Origin of the sequence: Microbulbifer harenosus (assembly GCF_005771435.1) — a bacterium.
Classification (GTDB): domain Bacteria; phylum Pseudomonadota; class Gammaproteobacteria; order Pseudomonadales; family Cellvibrionaceae; genus Microbulbifer; species Microbulbifer harenosus.
This window is the reverse complement of the sequence record NZ_VANI01000008.1, coordinates 75,101-91,995: the sequence shown is the minus strand read 5'-3', so window position 1 is coordinate 91,995 and position 16,895 is coordinate 75,101. Positions and strand designations below refer to the sequence as shown.

Annotated in this window: 10 protein-coding genes; 9 read left to right on the top strand and 1 reads right to left on the bottom strand. The window is 61.0% G+C overall.

Annotation, left to right across the window (positions count from 1 at the left end; genetic code table 11):
- Positions 1-6 precede the first annotated feature (6 nt).
- Both FDY93_RS07865 and FDY93_RS07860 read left to right on the top strand, forming a co-directional pair.
- Positions 7-6,447, top strand: a complete 6,441-nt coding sequence (locus FDY93_RS07865; protein WP_138235209.1) for a hybrid sensor histidine kinase/response regulator — start codon at positions 7-9, stop codon at positions 6,445-6,447.
- A 61-nt stretch (positions 6,448-6,508) separates the two neighbouring features.
- A complete protein-coding gene (locus FDY93_RS07860; protein ID WP_138235208.1) occupies positions 6,509-6,994 on the top strand; it encodes a chemotaxis protein CheW in 486 nt (161 codons plus the stop codon).
- A gap of 97 nt (positions 6,995-7,091) precedes the next feature.
- Here the strand turns inward: FDY93_RS07860 and FDY93_RS07855 are convergent, their stop codons facing one another.
- The gene (locus FDY93_RS07855; protein ID WP_138235207.1) at positions 7,092-9,788 is read right to left on the bottom strand and encodes a penicillin-binding protein 1A; all 2,697 of its coding nucleotides are present in this window, start codon (positions 9,786-9,788) and stop codon (positions 7,092-7,094) included.
- Positions 9,789-9,943: 155 nt separating this feature from the next.
- On the opposite strand from FDY93_RS07855, the gene FDY93_RS07850 reads away from it, so the two are divergent.
- From FDY93_RS07850 to aroB, 7 genes are all read left to right on the top strand, one after another.
- Entirely contained in the window at positions 9,944-11,020 is a 1,077-nt protein-coding gene (locus FDY93_RS07850; RefSeq protein WP_138235206.1) for a pilus assembly protein PilM, read from the top strand.
- 3 nt (positions 11,021-11,023) lie between these two features.
- Positions 11,024-11,602 (top strand): PilN domain-containing protein, encoded by a 579-nt coding sequence (locus tag FDY93_RS07845; protein WP_138235205.1) that lies wholly within the window; start codon positions 11,024-11,026, stop codon positions 11,600-11,602.
- Between the two features lie 2 nt (positions 11,603-11,604).
- A complete protein-coding gene (locus FDY93_RS07840) occupies positions 11,605-12,225 on the top strand; it encodes a type IV pilus inner membrane component PilO (RefSeq protein WP_138235204.1) in 621 nt (206 codons plus the stop codon).
- Entirely contained in the window at positions 12,222-12,749 is a 528-nt protein-coding gene (locus FDY93_RS07835; protein ID WP_138235203.1) for a pilus assembly protein PilP, read from the top strand. The genes FDY93_RS07840 and FDY93_RS07835 overlap by 4 nt, the downstream gene beginning before the upstream one ends.
- Positions 12,750-12,751: 2 nt before the next feature.
- The gene (locus tag FDY93_RS07830) at positions 12,752-14,977 is read left to right on the top strand and encodes a type IV pilus secretin PilQ (protein WP_138235202.1); all 2,226 of its coding nucleotides are present in this window, start codon (positions 12,752-12,754) and stop codon (positions 14,975-14,977) included.
- On the top strand, positions 14,974-15,498 hold the full coding sequence (gene aroK, locus FDY93_RS19745; protein WP_138235201.1) for a shikimate kinase AroK: 525 nt from the start codon (positions 14,974-14,976) through the stop codon (positions 15,496-15,498). Before FDY93_RS07830 ends, aroK begins: the two co-directional genes overlap by 4 nt.
- Before the next feature lie 105 nt (positions 15,499-15,603).
- The gene (gene aroB / locus FDY93_RS19740) at positions 15,604-16,689 is read left to right on the top strand and encodes a 3-dehydroquinate synthase (RefSeq protein WP_138235200.1); all 1,086 of its coding nucleotides are present in this window, start codon (positions 15,604-15,606) and stop codon (positions 16,687-16,689) included.
- Positions 16,690-16,895 lie beyond the last annotated feature (206 nt).

Here is a 16,895-nt window from a genome sequence, read left to right as displayed (position 1 = left end):
CCTGGCGTGAGTCGCGACAATCCCAATTTTGTGGCCCTGGATTGGCTGATAGGCGAAATCAACGAGACGCTGGCCCTCGCGCGCCAGCAACTGGAAACTTTTGCCTCGGATTCCTCTGCAACTGACGCCTCTGCCGACGGTTCAGCGCTGCTGAAAAATTGCCTGGGCCTTATCCACCAGGTTCACGGCAGCCTGCACATGGCGGAGCTCTCCGGCGCTGCCATGCTTGCCGAAGAAATGGAGCAGCTGGTACACGCCCTCGCCAGTGGCGATGTGGAAAACAGCGATGAAACCCGCGAGTTCCTCATGCGCGCGCTGTTGGAACTGCCGCTCTATCTGGAAAAAATCGCCTTCCAGCGCCGGGACAACGCAGTGCTGTTATTGCCCCTGCTGAACGACCTGCGTGCGGTACGCCGCGAGCGCCTGATCACCGAAGGTGCGCTGTTCGCACCGGATCTGTCCGCACTGGCCATTGCCGAGGGTGCGCGGCAGCCGCTGCTTGGCAATAACGCCAAATTGCAGGAGCTGGTGGCCAAGCTGCGCAAGATGTACCACGTGGCCGCCGCATCCCTGATTCGCGACGTCAACAGCGGCGAGAGCATCGCCTATCTCAATAAAGTGTGCGAAAAGATGGCGCTGCTCTACAGCGGCAGCCAGCGCCAGCACCTGTGGGAAATCCTGCGCGGCCTGCTCGAAGGCATTGCCGACCACCGACTCACCGTATTGCCGGCGCTGCGCCAGCTGCTGCGCCGCATCGACGTGGAGTTCCGGTTGCTCAGCGGTCAGGGCGCACGGGTGCTGGATGCCCGTCCGGATCAGGATCTGATTCGCAACCTGCTGTTCTACGTCTATCTCTCCGGCCCCAATGGCCCGCGCGCCACCGCGCTGTATCGGAAATTTGCCCTCGACCGCGCGGTGCCGGGCACCCCGCGCCCGGATACCGAGGACGCGCTGGCCATGGGCCCCGAAGCCATGGGCACTGCCGTGGCAGCCCTGCGCGAAGAGCTCGCCAATGTACGCGAAGCATTAGACCCGAGCATTGCCAATGGTGAGCGTGCGTCGCTGTCGGATACCGCCATCGTTGCCAAGCGCATCGCGGACACGTTGGGCGTGCTGGGTCTGGAAAACCAGCGCACCCGCGCCCGTGCCATCTACGAACATCTGCGCGACGCCTCGCGCAGTGCTGACCCCGACGAACTGCTGATGCAGGCCGCCGCGGAGCTGGTGCAGCTGGATTCCGGTCTCGCCGCCGTGGTGGAGCGCGATCGACGCAACGACAGTGAATCGCCGCTGATGGGGGAGGCCACTGCCCGTGTGCTGCGCGAGGCCCGTATCGGTCTCGAAACCGTGAAGGAAGCCGTGGTCGAGTACATCGCCAGCCACTGGGATGCCGGGCATCTGTCGCTGGTGCCAAAGCGTCTGCAGGAGGTTTGTGGTGGCCTGGATATGGTGGGCTACCAGCGTGCGGCGGAAATTGTCGGGGCGTGCAAAAACTATATCGACGAGCGCTTGATAGGCGCCGGTGACCAACCCGATTGGAAGCTGCTGGACACTCTCGCCGACGCGGTGACCAGCGTTGAGTACTACCTTGAGCGCCGCGCCGATGGCATAGAGGACGCGGACATGTTGCTGGCGCTGGCGGAAGACAGTGTAGCGACACTTGGCTACGCGGTCGCCAATGGCGAGGGCGCGATTGAGTCGCAAGACGCGGTTGTACAAGACGGTACCGCTGAAGGCGCTGCAGAGCTGGTATTCGAAGACACCGATACCGCGGTGTACGGTTCCGGTGCCACTTCGTTCGATGAGCATTCGGTTGACGACGCTGCGGCCACTGTGCCGCCGGATCTACCGGCAAATGAAGAACCGGCTGCGCCCGATCATATTGAATTCAGTCTCGATCTCGACGATGTCGAATCCGTAAAAGACGACATTCCCGCAGCCGAACCTGCCTCTGTGGACACCGCCGAAGATCCCCTTGCGGGGCTCTCCGCGTCGCTGCTCGCAGAGACCGGCGCAGAGCCCGCCATCGCGCCCGGCGAGGATTCTTCGCTGCTGCTGGAAGAGAGCTGGTTTGCGACCGGCGAATCCGCCGACGTTTCTGACGTTTCTGAGCACGCCACTGAGGAAACCGCCGCAGTAGCAGCCGCGCCCGAAATTCCTGCGGCCGCCTCCGCGGTGCTGGAAGACGACGATGACACCAGCATTATCGACGAGGAAATTCTTGAGATCTTCCTCGAAGAAGCCGGTGAGGTGCTCGAAACCATCGATCACTACTTCCCGCTGTGGGCGGCGAACTTTGACAATCGCGACGCGCTGGTGGAATTCCGCCGCGGCTTCCATACCCTGAAGGGCTCGGGTCGTATGGTGGAGGCGCTGGAGATCGGCGAGCTGGCGTGGGCGGTGGAGAACATGCTGAACCGGGTGCTCGACGAAACCGTTTCCCCCGGGCGCGCGCACGTACTGCTGATTCAACAGGTCATAGCCAAGCTGCCATCCATGGTGGAGGGCTTCCGCACCCAGAGTGGGGATCCCGAGCCGGCGCGCACCGCCGAACTCGAAGGTTGGGCCGCGCAGTTGTCTCAGGGAGAGGTGCCCGAGGCGCTGCTGGCGGAACCGGGCATCGCGGTGCCCGAAATCGCCGAATCCATTGACGATGCCGACGACAATATCGACGACAACGTCCAACTGTGGGAAATCTTCGCCCAGGAGGCGGAGACCCATTTGTCCACGGTGGCTGAATTCCTGAGTGAAATGGAGCGTGCCGCGCCAGTCTACGGTATTCCCTCTGATCCGCTGCACCGCGCACTGCACACTCTGAAAGGCTCCGCACACATGGCGGAAGTCACCCCGGTGGCAGAGTTGATGGCACCGCTTGAGCGCTTCGTGAAGGAGTTGCGTACCTATCAGGTGGCGATCGACAGCGACATCTTCGAGCTGATCAGCGACGCCGCCAGCTATGTAAAAAGCGTGCTCAACCAGATCTACTGTGGTGAACCGCTGTTTGTGGAGCGCAGCGAGCAGTACCTCGCGCGGGTCGCCGAGCTGCAGGAGCGCGCGGTGGGGCACCTGATCCGCGAGCGCGAAGCCAACGAGCCGAAAGCGGTCGATCCGCAGTTGCTGGCGGTCATCATGGCCGACGGTATGAAGGTGCTGCTGGATGCGGACCAGATGCTGAATCAATGGCGCCAGCATCCAGGTGACAAATCCATTCTGCTGCCGGTGGCAGAGGAGCTGGATGTGCTGCAGCAGGCTGCCGGTCAGGCGCAGCTGCCCGCATTGCAGGAACTGTCGCAGTTATTGCTGGCGGTATACCGCCAGGTGATTGAAGGCCACCTGGAGGAGGAGCCCGCGCTGTGGGCGGCACTGGAGCAGGGGCACAATGAATTGCTGGATCTGGTGGATGCGGTAGCCGCGTCTACGGATCTGCCGCCAGTGAGCGAGGTAGTGGGTGAAGCGCTGCGCTATCTCGCGCAGGGCGACGACGGTGTCAGTGACGAGGATATTGACCTCGCGGAATACGGCATCGACAGCAGCGAGTTCAGCTTCGGCGACGAGGATGTTGTCGTCGCGGACGCCGCTATTGCCACCGAAGCTAACGTTGAGACCGAAGTCGAAACTGAAGTTGAAACCCAGGCCGAAATTGATGTGACGGCAGTGACTGCCGCCGGTGAAGATGACGAACTGCTGCTTGCGGATCTGAACTTTGACGATCTGCTGGCAGCAGAAATGGATATTGCGGCTCCGCTGGCGGCAGAAGAGATTGCCCTTGCGACACCCGCCGACAGCGAGAGCGAGTTTGACGACAGTGTGTCCGCTGCTGCGGGCGGTATCGAATTCGCCGATGTGGAGGCAGATGTCAGCAGCGAGGTCGCGGAGTCTGAATTCGCGCCTGCGGTAGAAACTGCGCCGACTCCGCACGCTCCGGAAACCGTCGTGCTGGAGGCGGGCGACGATGCCAATGCGGCCATGCTCGCCGATGTCGATCCGGACGTGGTGGAAGTCTTCCTTGAGGAGGCCGGCGATCTGATGGACGAACTGGAGGAGCTGATCCAGAACTGGGAGCAGTCGCCAGAAGACCAAACGGCGCCGGAGGCGCTCAAGCGGGTGCTGCACACGTTCAAGGGCGGCGCGCGTATGGCGGCGCTGATGGGACTCGGCGAAGTGGCGCACCGCTTTGAAACCGTGATCGAAAATCTTCCGAGCGGCAGCTCGCCGTCTACGGCCTTTTTCGTCGATGCTCATCGCATTTACGACCGCTTGGCAGCCGGTGTGGACACCGTGCGCGGCTGGATGGGCGGTGAGGCGCTCGAGCCTTTCTGTGCACTGCTGGAAACCCGCTGGGCGGACGGGCAGATTGCGGAGGACGCGGCCCCGGCGGAAGAGCCGCTCCCGATGGTAGCGGTTGCCGAAGAGAGCACACCGATCGAGATAGAAGACGCACAAGAGGCCTCCGCCGACGACAGTTATGCACCGCCGGTGGAAGTGATCGAAAAAGCCTCTGTACCGGTACCTGTCGAGGCTCCTGCCAGCAATGTGCTGCCGTTTGTACGCAAGTCGAAAAACGTCGGTGAACACGGCGGTGGGCAGCCCCGCAACCAACCCCAGGAAATGGTGCGGGTCGCGTCCGAATTACTGGAAGAGCTGGTCAACCTCGCCGGGGAAACGTCGATTTCCCGCGGGCGCCTGGAAGAGCAGGTGTCGGAGTTCGGTCTTGCCCTCGATGAGATGGACTCGACCCTGAGCCGTCTAAACGAGCAGTTGCGTCGCCTCGACAAGGAAACCGAAGCTCAGATCCATTTCCGCCAGGAGCAGTTGGCGGAACAGGACGTGGACTTCGACCCGCTGGAAATGGACCGCTACTCGTCTATTCAGCAATTGTCGCGCTCGCTGCTGGAATCGACCTCGGATTTACTGGAATTGCGCCAGACTCTGGGCAACAAGGCGCGGGATACGGAAACGCTGTTGCTGCAGCAGTCGCGTGTAAACACGGAATTGCAGGAAGGCCTGATGCGCAGCCGCATGGTGCCTTTCTCGCGCCTGGTGCCGCGGCTGCGCCGTATCGTGCGTCAGGTAAGCGCCGAACTCGGCAAACAAGTGGATCTGGTGTTCTCCAACGTGGAGGGCGAACTGGACCGCTCGATGCTGGAGCGCATGGTGGCGCCGCTTGAACATATGCTGCGCAACGCCGTTGACCACGGTATTGAGCCGCCGCGGCAACGTCGCGACGCTGGCAAACCGGAGCGCGGTCGCATTGCCGTGGCGCTGGCGCGGGAAGGCAGTGAGGTGGTCATTACCATCAGCGACGACGGCGCCGGCATCAATCTGATGCGGGTGCGTGAAAAGGCCATTGAGAGCGGTCTGATGCGCGCGGATGCCGAGTTGTCCAACAACGAGATCATGCAGTTCATCTTGCAGGCGGGATTCAGTACTGCGGAAAAAGTGACGCAGATTTCCGGCCGTGGTGTGGGCATGGACGTGGTATCTGCAGAGATCAAACAGATTGGCGGCAGCGTTACCATCGGCTCTCAGGTCGGCAAGGGCACGGAATTTGTGGTGCGCCTGCCGTTCACCGTGTCGGTCAATCGCGCGCTGATGGTAAAAGTGGGGGACGACCTGTTCGCCCTACCGTTGAACACCATTGAGGGTATCGTGCGGCTCAGCCCGTTTGAGCTGGAGCACTACTATCGCACCCCGGAGGCGCGCTTCGAGTACGCCGGTGAACCCTATCAGGTGAACTATTTCGGTAGTCTTTTGCAGTCCAGTGCGCAGCCGCGGCTGGCGGTGGAAGATATGCAGATGCCGGTACTGCTGGTGCGTTCAGAAAACACCGCGATGGCACTGCAGGTTGACGCGATCATGGGCAGTCGCGAGATTGTGGTAAAAAGTCTCGGACCGCAGTTTGCGACGGTGCAGGGGGTATCCGGTGCCACCGTGACCGGTGACGGTACTGTGGTGGTCATTCTCGACGCCCATGCGTTGTTGCGTAAGCACGCCGCGCTGCTGGCGCGCCCGGAGACACCGCTGCTGCAGGAAATTACCGCCACCGGTGGCCGTGAAGAACCGCAGGCGCAGAAGCTGGTGATGGTGGTGGACGACTCGGTAACCGTGCGCAAGGTGACCACCCGCTTCCTCGAGCGGGAGGGTTACCGGGTGATCACCGCCAAAGACGGCCAGGATGCCATTATTCAGCTGCAGGACGTGATTCCGGATGTGATGTTGCTGGATATCGAGATGCCGCGTATGGATGGCTTCGAGGTGGCGCGCAACATCCGCGGCAGTCATCGCCTGCGGGAGATTCCGATCATCATGATCACCTCGCGTACCGGCAAGAAGCACCGCGACCATGCGCTGTCACTGGGGGTAAACCACTATCTGGGCAAGCCCTACCAGGAAGAAATTCTGCTTGGCGCAATCCGCGACTACACCGAAGCAGGGGTGAGCGCCTGATGCCGGTGCCTGTCATTTACGAACCTGTTGAAGCCCGAGTGCGTGGCGGAGAGTACACAGCATGAGCGGACCAGACGCCCTGCCAACCACTGAACTGCCGCAGGAAGTCAGCAGCCTGTTGTTGCCTCTGGCGGACGGCCACCTGTTGGTGCCGGTGGATACCCTGTCTGAAATCATCGCCCTGCAGAGCCCGGTATCTGCCTTCGACGCGCCGGACTGGTATATGGGGGAGCTGCACTGGCGGGAGCTGCGCCTGCCGTTGGTATCGTTCGAGGTGATGCGTGGCAATCCCATGCCGGTGCTGCGCAGTAACTGCCGTATCGCAGTGCTGAGCAGCGGTAACGGTGAGGGCGACCTGCCGTTTTTTGCCGTAGTGCTGCAGGGAACACCCCGTCTGGTGCGGGTCACTCCGGAAGAGCTTGCAGCCCGTGAGGGCGAATGCGCCATGGGTGAATTGATGCATGTGGCGCTGTCTGGTGAGGTGGCGGTGATTCCGGATCTGCTGGCGATCGAAGAGGCCTGTCTCGAGTACCGCAACCGCCGCTGATTGTATCCACTGAATACCAGCCACAAAAAAACCGCCGGAAGGGCGGTTTTTTTGTGGCTGGTATTCCATTGGCCGGTGTTGGCGGGGCACATTCGCCTCAGAAGATTTCCTCTGGCAACCCTTCCTGGGTCTGCTGTTCACCGGCTGCGGGCGCCTCAGCCCCATTGGAGTATATGGATGGGTAATTACTGTAGGTCTCGCGTCCCGGCACCTTGTCGGCACGAAAAATCTCGAAAATACCGCCGCTAGAGGTGCGCAGCCCAGTGCGCGGGTTGATGCGCATGGTGACGATGGTGTCCGGCTGCGCCAGGTGCCGCTCCGGCTGGCCTTCGAGCGCGGTACTCATGAAGTCGATCCAGATTGGCAGCGCTGCAGAGCCGCCATACTCGTTGCGTCCGATGGTGGAGTTATCGTCAAACCCGACCCAGGCGCTGGTGGCCAGGTGGGGGCTGTAGCCGGAGAACCAGGCGTCGCGCGGACCGTTGGTGGTACCGGTCTTGCCGGCGATATCGCCGCGCTTCATTACCAGCGCCTTGCGCCCGGTGCCGCGCTTGATGACGTCTTTCAGCATGGAATCCATGATATACGCAGTTTCCGCAGACATGGCCCGGGGGGCGCGCGGCCGTGCCTGTTCGTCGGCCTGCAGCGGCGCCACTGGCAGAGTGCGCAGTTCGATGGGCTCGCGCTCTGTTGCCGTTGAGGTGTCCTGCTGCAGAGCCTGCAGGTCGATGGGCTCGGGCTCCGGGCCGTACACCTCGCTCTCTTGTCCGATTTCCGGGCACTCCTGGCAAACAGTCAGCGGCAGCGCCTGGTAGACGGTATCGCCGTGCACATCCAGCACTTGGTCCACCAGATAGGGTTCTACGCGGAAACCGCCGTTGGCAAAGGCGGCGTAGCCGCGCACCATTTCCAGCGGAGTGAGCGCGGAGCTACCGAGGGCGATGGACAGGTTGCGCGCCAGTTTGTCGCGCTCAAAGCCGAAGCCCTCGACAAAGGTGAGCGCGCGGTCCAGGCCCAGCGACTGCAGCAGGCGGATGGAGACCATGTTGCGCGACATGTACAGCGCCTTGCGCAGGCGGGTTGGGCCGAGGAAGTCACCGCCGTCGTTCTCCGGGCGCCACACATCCTGCAGGTTGGTCTGTTCGAAGATGATGGGTGCGTCGTTGATGATGCTGGCGGCGGTGTAGCCGCGTTCGATGGCGGCCGAGTAGATAAAGGGTTTGAAGCTGGAGCCGGGCTGGCGCGCGGCCTGGGTGACGCGGTTGAAGTGGCTCTGGCGGAAGTCGTAGCCGCCAACGAGCGCGCGGATGGCGCCGTCTTCCGGTTGCAGTGACACCAGTGCACCCTGTGCGGTGGGCACCTGGGTCAGGTGCCACTCCTCGCGGGCCTGGGGTGCCTCGAGCGCCTCCTCTTCCGTCAGACCTTCCGGTGTGGAAAAGGGGTCATCGGTGATTTCGGTGCCGGCAAGACTCTCGGCGGCATTTTCTATCGCTGCGGCACGGGCCTTTTCCCGCTCCTCCGCAACTTGATCGGCGGAGATCACTACGCGGCGCAGCCGCACCACATCGCCGGGGGCGAACATTTCGCCGGCAGACTTAATGGTCGCTCCGCGGGCGTTCTCGGAGATGTAGGGGCGGATGCTGCTGAGGCCGTGATCCCATGGGATCTCGATCACGCGACGGTCGCGCAGCTGCACGCTGATGCTGCGGTCGGCGACCGCGGTGACGACGGCCGGCTGCAGGCCGCCAAGCACTGGAATTTCCTGCAGCAGGTCCACCAGCTGGTCGTTGTCGGCCAGCAGCTCCGGGGCCAGGCGCTGTTCGGGACCGCGGTAGCCGTGACGGCTATCGTAGGTCTCCAGTCCTTTCTGCAGGGCCTTGCGCGCGGCATCCTGCAGCTTGCTGTCGACGGTAGTAATGACCTGGTAGCCGTCGGTATAGGCTGCATCACCGAAGAGCTCCACGGCTTCCTTGCGCGCCATTTCCGCCACATAGGGCGCGCTCATATCCAGATCGCGGCCGTGATAGCGGGCCGTGACCGGTGCGGTAATAGAATTCTTGTACTCGTCCTGGCCGATATAGCCCAGGTCCAACATGCGCTTCAGGATCCAGTTGCGCCGCACCAGCGCGCGCGACGGGTTGGCCAGCGGGTTGTAGGTGGATGGTGCCTTGGGCAGGCCGGCCATCATGGCCCACTGGGCCAGGTTCAGTTCGTTGATGTCCTTGCCGTAGTACACATGGGCCGCGGCCTGGAAGCCGTAGGCGCGGTTGCCGAGAAAGATCTTGTTGATATACAGCGCGAGGATTTCGTCTTTGCTGAGTTCCTGCTCGATCTGCAGCGACAGCAGGATTTCGTTGAACTTGCGGATAAAGCGCTGTTCCCGGGTCAGGAAGAAGTTGCGCGCCACCTGCATGGTGAGGGTGCTGCCGCCGGACTGGATGGAACCGCTCGCCACCAGTTGCCGGAAGGCGCGCATCAGGCCCTTGATGGATACGCCGCTGTGGGAGTAGAAGCTGTCATCTTCCGCTGCCAGGATCGCCTTGATGAACATCTCCGGCGTCTGCTCGATAGTGACCGGGCTGCGGCGCTTCTCGCCGAACTCGCCAATCAGTTTCATGTCCCGCGAATAGATGCGCAGCGGCGTTTGCAGGCGGATATCGCGCAGGCTTTCCACCGAGGGCAGGCCCGGCTTGAGGTACATATAGATGCTGGAGAGTGCCATGGCGCCAGCGGCGGCACCGGCCAGAGCCAGCCACAACAGAGACAGCAGGCGGTTGCGGGCTTTTTCGGTCATGGAAATGCTTCTGTTTACGTCTTGATCAAAATTGTCGGCACTGTTCGACAATTATACGAAGAATGTGCGCTGTTACCTATGCAAAAGGCGGTTGCGACGGTAATTTAAAGTGCTATACCATCAAACCTCCATAACCCACGGAAAAGATAAGAAAAATGGGGATGCTCCCTTTTCTCAACAAGGGCCCGAAAGCCATGCTTGGGCTCGATATTAGCTCCACCTCGGTAAAGTTGCTTGAACTGAGTCGCAGCGGCGACAAATACCGCGTGGAAAGCTATGCAACCGAGCCTCTGCCTCCGAATGCGGTAGTGGATAAGAATATCAATGACGTGGGTGCAATCGCCGAGGCCATTCGCAAGGTGGTGCGCCGCTCCAAGACCCGCCTGCGCCAGGCTGCAGTGGCGGTATCGGGCTCCGCGGTCATTACCAAGACCCTGGAAATGCCGGCGGACCTCTCCGACGACGCGCTGGAAGCGCAGATTGCGCTGGAAGCCGACCAGTACATTCCCTACCCGCTGGATGAAGTGAATCTCGATTTCGAAGTTCAGGGACCTTCCGAAAGAGGCGAAGGCCAGGTCGAGGTATTGCTGGCGGCATGCCGCAGTGAAAACGTTGAGCAGCGTGTTTCCGCGCTGACCCAGGCGGAGCTGCAGCCGGGCGTGGTGGATGTGGAGGCCTACGCCATCGAGCGGGCCTACACCCTGATGGAAAACCAGTTTCCCGCGCAGGAACAGCTGGTGGTGGCGGTTGTGGATATCGGCGCCACCATGAGTGCGCTGTCGGTGATGGTCGATGGCCGTATCGTCTACACCCGCGAGCAGCTGTTCGGCGGGCGCCAGCTCACCGACGAGATCCAGCGGCGCTACGGTCTGTCGTCGGAAGAGGCTGCATTGGCCAAGCGCCAGGGCGGTAGCGGCCTGCCGGATGATTACTATCCCGAAGTTCTGGAGCCGTTCCGCGACGCGGTGGTGCAGCAGGTCACCCGCTCCCTGCAGTTTTTCTATTCCTCCACCTCCTACAGCGATGTGGATTACATCCTCCTCGGTGGCGGTGTTGCCGCGATGGATGGTCTCGCCGAACTGGTGGGGCAGAAACTGAACAAACCCACCCTGGTGGCCAATCCCTTCCGGGATATGAGTGTCGCGTCCCGGGTCAATCGCCAGTCGCTGGCCGGCGAGGCGCCGTCGCTGATGATCGCCGCCGGCCTCGCGATGCGCGAGAGGGAATTCTAAAACATGGCAAAGATCAACCTACTCCCCTGGCGCCAGGAATACCGGGCGCAGAAACAGAAAGAATTCCAGCAGGTTGCGGCGCTGGTGGTTATTGCCGCCGGCTTTTCCGTGTTCATGTGGATGAAAACCGTGGACGCGCAGATTGCCAATCAGAATGAGCGCAACCAGCTGCTGACCACGGAAATCGCCGCTCTCGACAAGCAAGTGCGCGAGATCAAAGACCTCAAGAAGCGACGCCAGGAGCTGATCGACCGCATGCGGGTGATCCAGGAGCTGCAGGGCAACCGCCCGCTGTCGGTGCGCTACTTCGACGAGATGGTGCGCGCGGCGCCGGAGGGGTTGTGGCTCACCAACCTGAAGCGCACCGGCAAAACCCTGAAAATCTCCGGTGTGGCGGAATCCAACAACCGGGTTTCTTCCTTTATGCGCAGCCTCGACCAGTCCGAGTGGTTTGAGTCGCCCAATCTGACCGGGGTAACCGCCAAGCCGGAGTTTGGTGAGCAGGCGAGCGCATTTGAAATGACGGTCAGCGTCAGCAGCCGCAAAAAAGAAGATGGCGACTCCGCCAACAATGGAGCGTAACCGTGGCGCTTGAAGATACTCTCAAACAGCTGAATCAGCTGGATATCAACGATATCGACTTTTCCCGTGTCGGTGTCTGGCCGCTGGCCGGGCGTGTGGCACTGTTGATCGTGATCGCCGCCGTGCTGGTGGGTGGTGGCTACTTCTTTATGATCAAAGATCGCTACAGCGAGCTGGAGTTCGCCGCCAACAAGGAGCGTGAGCTGTTTACCCAGTTTGAGCGCAAATCCTTTGAAGCGGCCAACCTGGATGCCTATCGCGAACAACTGGCGGAAATGGAAGAGACCTTCGGTGCACTGTTGAAACAGTTGCCGAAAGACACCGAAGTGCCCGGTCTCTTGGAAGATATCGACGAGTTCGGTCGCGGCAGCGGCCTGACCATCCAAAAAGTGGCCCTTGAAGGTGAACAGGTGGGTGAGTTCTACGTGGAGCTTCCCATCCGCATCGAGGTGCAGGGTGGATATCACGAATTCGGTGCCTTCATCAGCGGCATCGCCGGTATGCCCCGTATCGTCACCCTGCACGACTTTGACATCCAGACCGGCAAGGATGGGGCGGCACTGTTGAACATGGTGATTAACGCAAAAACCTATCGCTACAAGGATCAGGGAGAAGAAGGATGAAAAAATACTTCGCTCTGACCGCGGCGCTGCTGGCACTTGCCGGCTGCAGCCTGGACGGCACTCACGGTGACCTGCGCGACAAGATGGCAGCGGTCAAACACAAGCCCAAGGGGCAGATTGAACCGATTCCGACCTTTACCCCCTACAGCCCTTACGTATACAGTGCGGCCGCCCTGCGCAGCCCGTTCCTGCGCCCGGTGCTGGAGGCGGACCAGCGTCTTGTCGGTCGCAAGCTCGACGTGGCGCCGGACCTGAACCGGCAGAAAGAATTGCTCGAACGCTATCCCTTTGACGCTCTCTCCATGGTGGGCACCCTGTCCCGCGGCGGCCAGCTGTGGGCACTGATCAACGATAGTGAAGGCGGTATTCACCGCATCACCATCGGCAACTACATGGGCAAAAATCATGGGCGTGTGGTCAACGCCTCATCGTCACAGATCGATGTACTGGAAATTGTGCCGGATGGCACCGGTGGCTGGATTGAGCGGCCGCGGGCTCTGACTTTGGAAGAGAAGGACAACTAAAAATGATCACCAAGCAACTCACCAGCGTATTGGCGCCGGTCGCCAAGGCACTGCCGCGCGCCACAGCGCTGCTGCTGGGCCTGCTGATTCTTCCGCTGGCAGCGCCGTCTCTGGCCAGTCAGCTGAACGATATCCAGTTCTCCGAGCTGCCGGGCAGCCGCCTGCAGCTGCGCCTGACCTTCAGCGATGTACCTCCGGAACCCACCGGCTACACCATCGAGCAGCCCGCGCGCATCGTCATGGACTTTGCCGGTGTGGAGAGCGTGCTGCCGGAGAAAAAATACAGCCTGGATATCGGCGCCGCGCGCAGTGCGGTGATCGTCTCCGGTGAAGATCGCACCCGCCTGATCCTGAACCTGGATGAACTGCCGGTATACACCAGTGAGCGCATCGGCAATCAGGTGGTACTGGAAGTAGGCGCTGACAGTGCGGCTACCGCCAGCGCGGCGGCCGCGCCGGTGCACAGCAGCACCAATATCGGCGGCAGCACCCAGTTCAAGGCGGCGAGTGGTGTAAGTATCAACAACGTGGACTTCCGGCGCGGCCAGGGTGGTGAGGGCAAAGTCATTGTCAGCCTGACCGACCCAGCGGTAAATATCGACGTGGAGCGCACCAAGGGCAAGATCGTGCTGACGTTCCTCGGCGCCGAGCTGCCGCCGGCGCTGCGCCAGCGTCTGGATGTGACCGATTTCGCCACACCGGTTAATGCCATCAGTGTGGACTACGACGGCCGCAACACCGTCATCACAGTTGATCCGCACGACGGCGACTACGACTATCTCGCCTACCAGGCAGACACCGAGTACGTACTGAGCGTCAAGCCGCTGACCGTGGCACAAGTGCGTGAGAAGCAGAAGGAATTCCAGTTCAGTGGCGAAAAACTGTCGCTGAACTTCCAGGACATCGAAGTGCGCTCGGTGTTGCAGCTGATTGCGGACTTCACCGATCTCAACCTGGTGGCCAGCGATACCGTACAGGGCCGTATCACCCTGCGCCTCGACGGTGTGCCCTGGGATCAGGCGCTGGAGCTGATCCTGAAGGCCAAGGGTCTGGACAAGCGCCAGGAGGGCAACGTGGTGATGGTGGCGCCGGCGGCGGAAATCGCCGAGCGCGAACGCCGCGAGCTGGAAACCCGCAAGCAACTGGAAGAGCTGGCGCCCCTGCGCACCGAGTACATCCAGATCCGCTACGCGGATGCCCGTGAGCTGTTCACCCTGTTCGCTGGCAACCAGGGCGGTGGCCAGGGCGGTGGCTTTGGCCAAGGCAGCTTCGCCGGCGGCCGCGAAGACCAGGAAGGCCGCAGTATTCTGTCGTCCCGCGGCAGCGCCATCGTGGATGAGCGCACCAACACCATCATCCTTACCGATACCGAAGACAAGATTGCCCAGTTCCGCGATCTGATCAACGCCATCGACATTCCCATCCGCCAGGTGATGATCGAGGCGCGTCTGGTGACCGCGAACACCGATTTCGAGAAGAGCCTCGGGGTGCGCTGGAGTTATCTGGAAGATCACAACATCGGCGACGACGCCATTGGTATTGGTGGCGGCAGCCAAGTCGGATTGGTTTCCGATGGTGATGGCAGTGGTCCTGATCTTTCCGCACCAGAAACCCTGCACGACCCGATGTTGGTGGACCTGGGTGTTGGCAACCCGGCTGGCAGCATTGCCTATGCCATTCTGAAGGAAGATTTCCTGCTGGGCCTCGAACTGTCGGCGCTGGAGGATGTGGGCAAGGCGGAAATCGTATCCCAGCCCAAGGTGGTGACCGGCGACAAACAGGAGGCGACCATTCGCTCCGGTGTGGAAATTCCCTACCTGGAGGCTACTTCCTCGGGTGCGGCGTCTGTGACCTTCAAAGAGGCGGTGCTGTTGCTGAACGTGACCCCGCAGATCACCCCGGACGACAACATCATCATGAACCTGAATATCGACCAGAACAGTGTCGGTGAGCTGTTTACAAACGTGATTACCGGTGCGCAGATTCCGGCGATCAATGTGAACTCGCTGCAGACCAAGGTGCTGGTACGCAACGGTGAAACCATCGTGCTCGGCGGCATCTTTGAGGCGCAGTCCATTGAGGGTGAAGTGAAAGTGCCGTTCCTCGGCGACATCCCCTTCCTCGGCCGCCTGTTCAAACAGACCACCAAGCAGGAAGACAAGCGCGAACTGCTGATCTTTATCACCCCGCGCATCATGCAAGACGAGTTCATGTCTTTCAGCAAGTGATCAGTCAGCCCATCTTTCTCGTCGGCCCCATGGGGGCCGGCAAATCCACCATCGGCAAATTACTGGCAGCCCAGCTTGGGCTGCCTTTTGCCGATTCTGACAAAGTCATCGAAGACCGCAGCGGCGCCGATATCCCGTGGATTTTTGACGTGGAAGGCGAGGCTGGTTTTCGCCGTCGCGAGAGTGCGGTTCTGCATGATCTTTGTGGCGGTGAGTCTCAAGTGGTCGCCACCGGGGGAGGCATTGTGCTGATGCCGGAAAACCGCGCGCTGCTCAAAAACCACGGATTCGTGGTCTACCTGCGCGCAAGCCTGGATCAGCTGGTGGAGCGCACCTCAAAAAACAGCAATCGCCCACTATTGCAGGTCGCCGATCCGCGCGCAAAGCTGCAGGAAATTCTGCTTCAGCGGGAGCCGTTCTACGACGAGGTGGCGGATCTGGTGTGCGATACCGACGATTGCACGCCGAAGCAGGCGGCGCAGATGGTGGTTGATCGCCTGACGGCCATATCCTCCGGCTGAGTTTTCCGTCTCGCAGCTCAACATCGCTCCCCCTGGGTGTTAGAGTGCGTCCCCGCAAGAATGAATCCACCGTCTAAATCCGTTTGTGCACCTGAGGGAATCGCTATGCACAGTCTCCAAGTCGATCTGGGTGATCGCAGTTATCCCATTCTGATCGGTCCCGGTCTGCTGGGGGAGTCCGCGCACTTTACCAATGCCATCCGCGGCCGCCAGGTGCTGGTGGTCACCAACGAGACCATTGCGCCGCTGTATCTTGAGAAGGTGCTCGCGGCTCTGCAGGGTTTCGATAAGGTGGACAGTGTACAGCTCCCCGACGGCGAGGCGTTCAAGACCCTGGATACCCTCAACCGGATTTTCGATACCTTGCTGGAGAGGCGCCACGACCGCAGCACTACCATCATCGCGCTGGGCGGCGGTGTGGTCGGGGACATGAGTGGCTTTGCCGCCGCCTGTTACCAGCGCGGGGTGGACTTCGTGCAGGTGCCCACCACACTGTTGTCGCAGGTGGATTCTTCGGTGGGGGGCAAGACCGGGGTCAATCACCCGCTCGGCAAGAATATGATCGGAGCCTTCTATCAGCCGCAGCTGGTACTCATCGATATCGACACCCTCACCACCCTGCCGGACCGCGAATTGTCCGCCGGTCTCGCGGAGGTGATCAAGTACGGCATGATCTGCGACGCGCCCTTTTTCGAATGGCTGGAAGCCAACATGGACGCGCTGTTGGCGCGCGATCCCGCAGCCCTGACTTACGCGGTGGAGCGCAGCTGTGCGGACAAAGCCGCTGTCGTCGCAGAAGACGAACGCGAGTCCGGGCGTCGCGCTATTCTCAACTTCGGCCACACCTTCGGCCACGCCATTGAGGCGGTGCAGGGTTACGGCAAGTGGTTGCACGGGGAGGCAGTCGCGGCGGGAATGGTAATGGCCGCGGAGCTGTCGCGACTGCGCGGCTGGATCTCTGCAACCGAGACGGAGCGTTTGCGCGCGCTGCTAACCAAAGCCAATTTGCCGCAACAGTCTCCCGAAGATATGGTGGTAAACGATTATCTGCAGGCGATGTCGGTGGATAAAAAGGTGCAGGATGGCAAATTGCGACTGGTACTGCTGCATGCCATCGGCGATGCACAGATTGTTGCCGATACGCCCAAGGAGCAGCTGGTTGAGGCTTTGCGCGCCTGCGGTGCGCGATGATGAATCGGCAGTTTTTTTAGTAGACTGAGGATTCTTTGACGGTAAAGATGTTTCAAAGAAGATAAATCGGTTAAAAGGCGCGACAACAGCGAAAAAAACTGGCGAATCTTGCAATTGCAGGGGGGCGCTTGTAATATTGCGCGCCCCCTCGGTAAAAGCCGGGGAAATGAGCCGATAACAACAAGCCGAGGCTCGCTGTCAGCGAG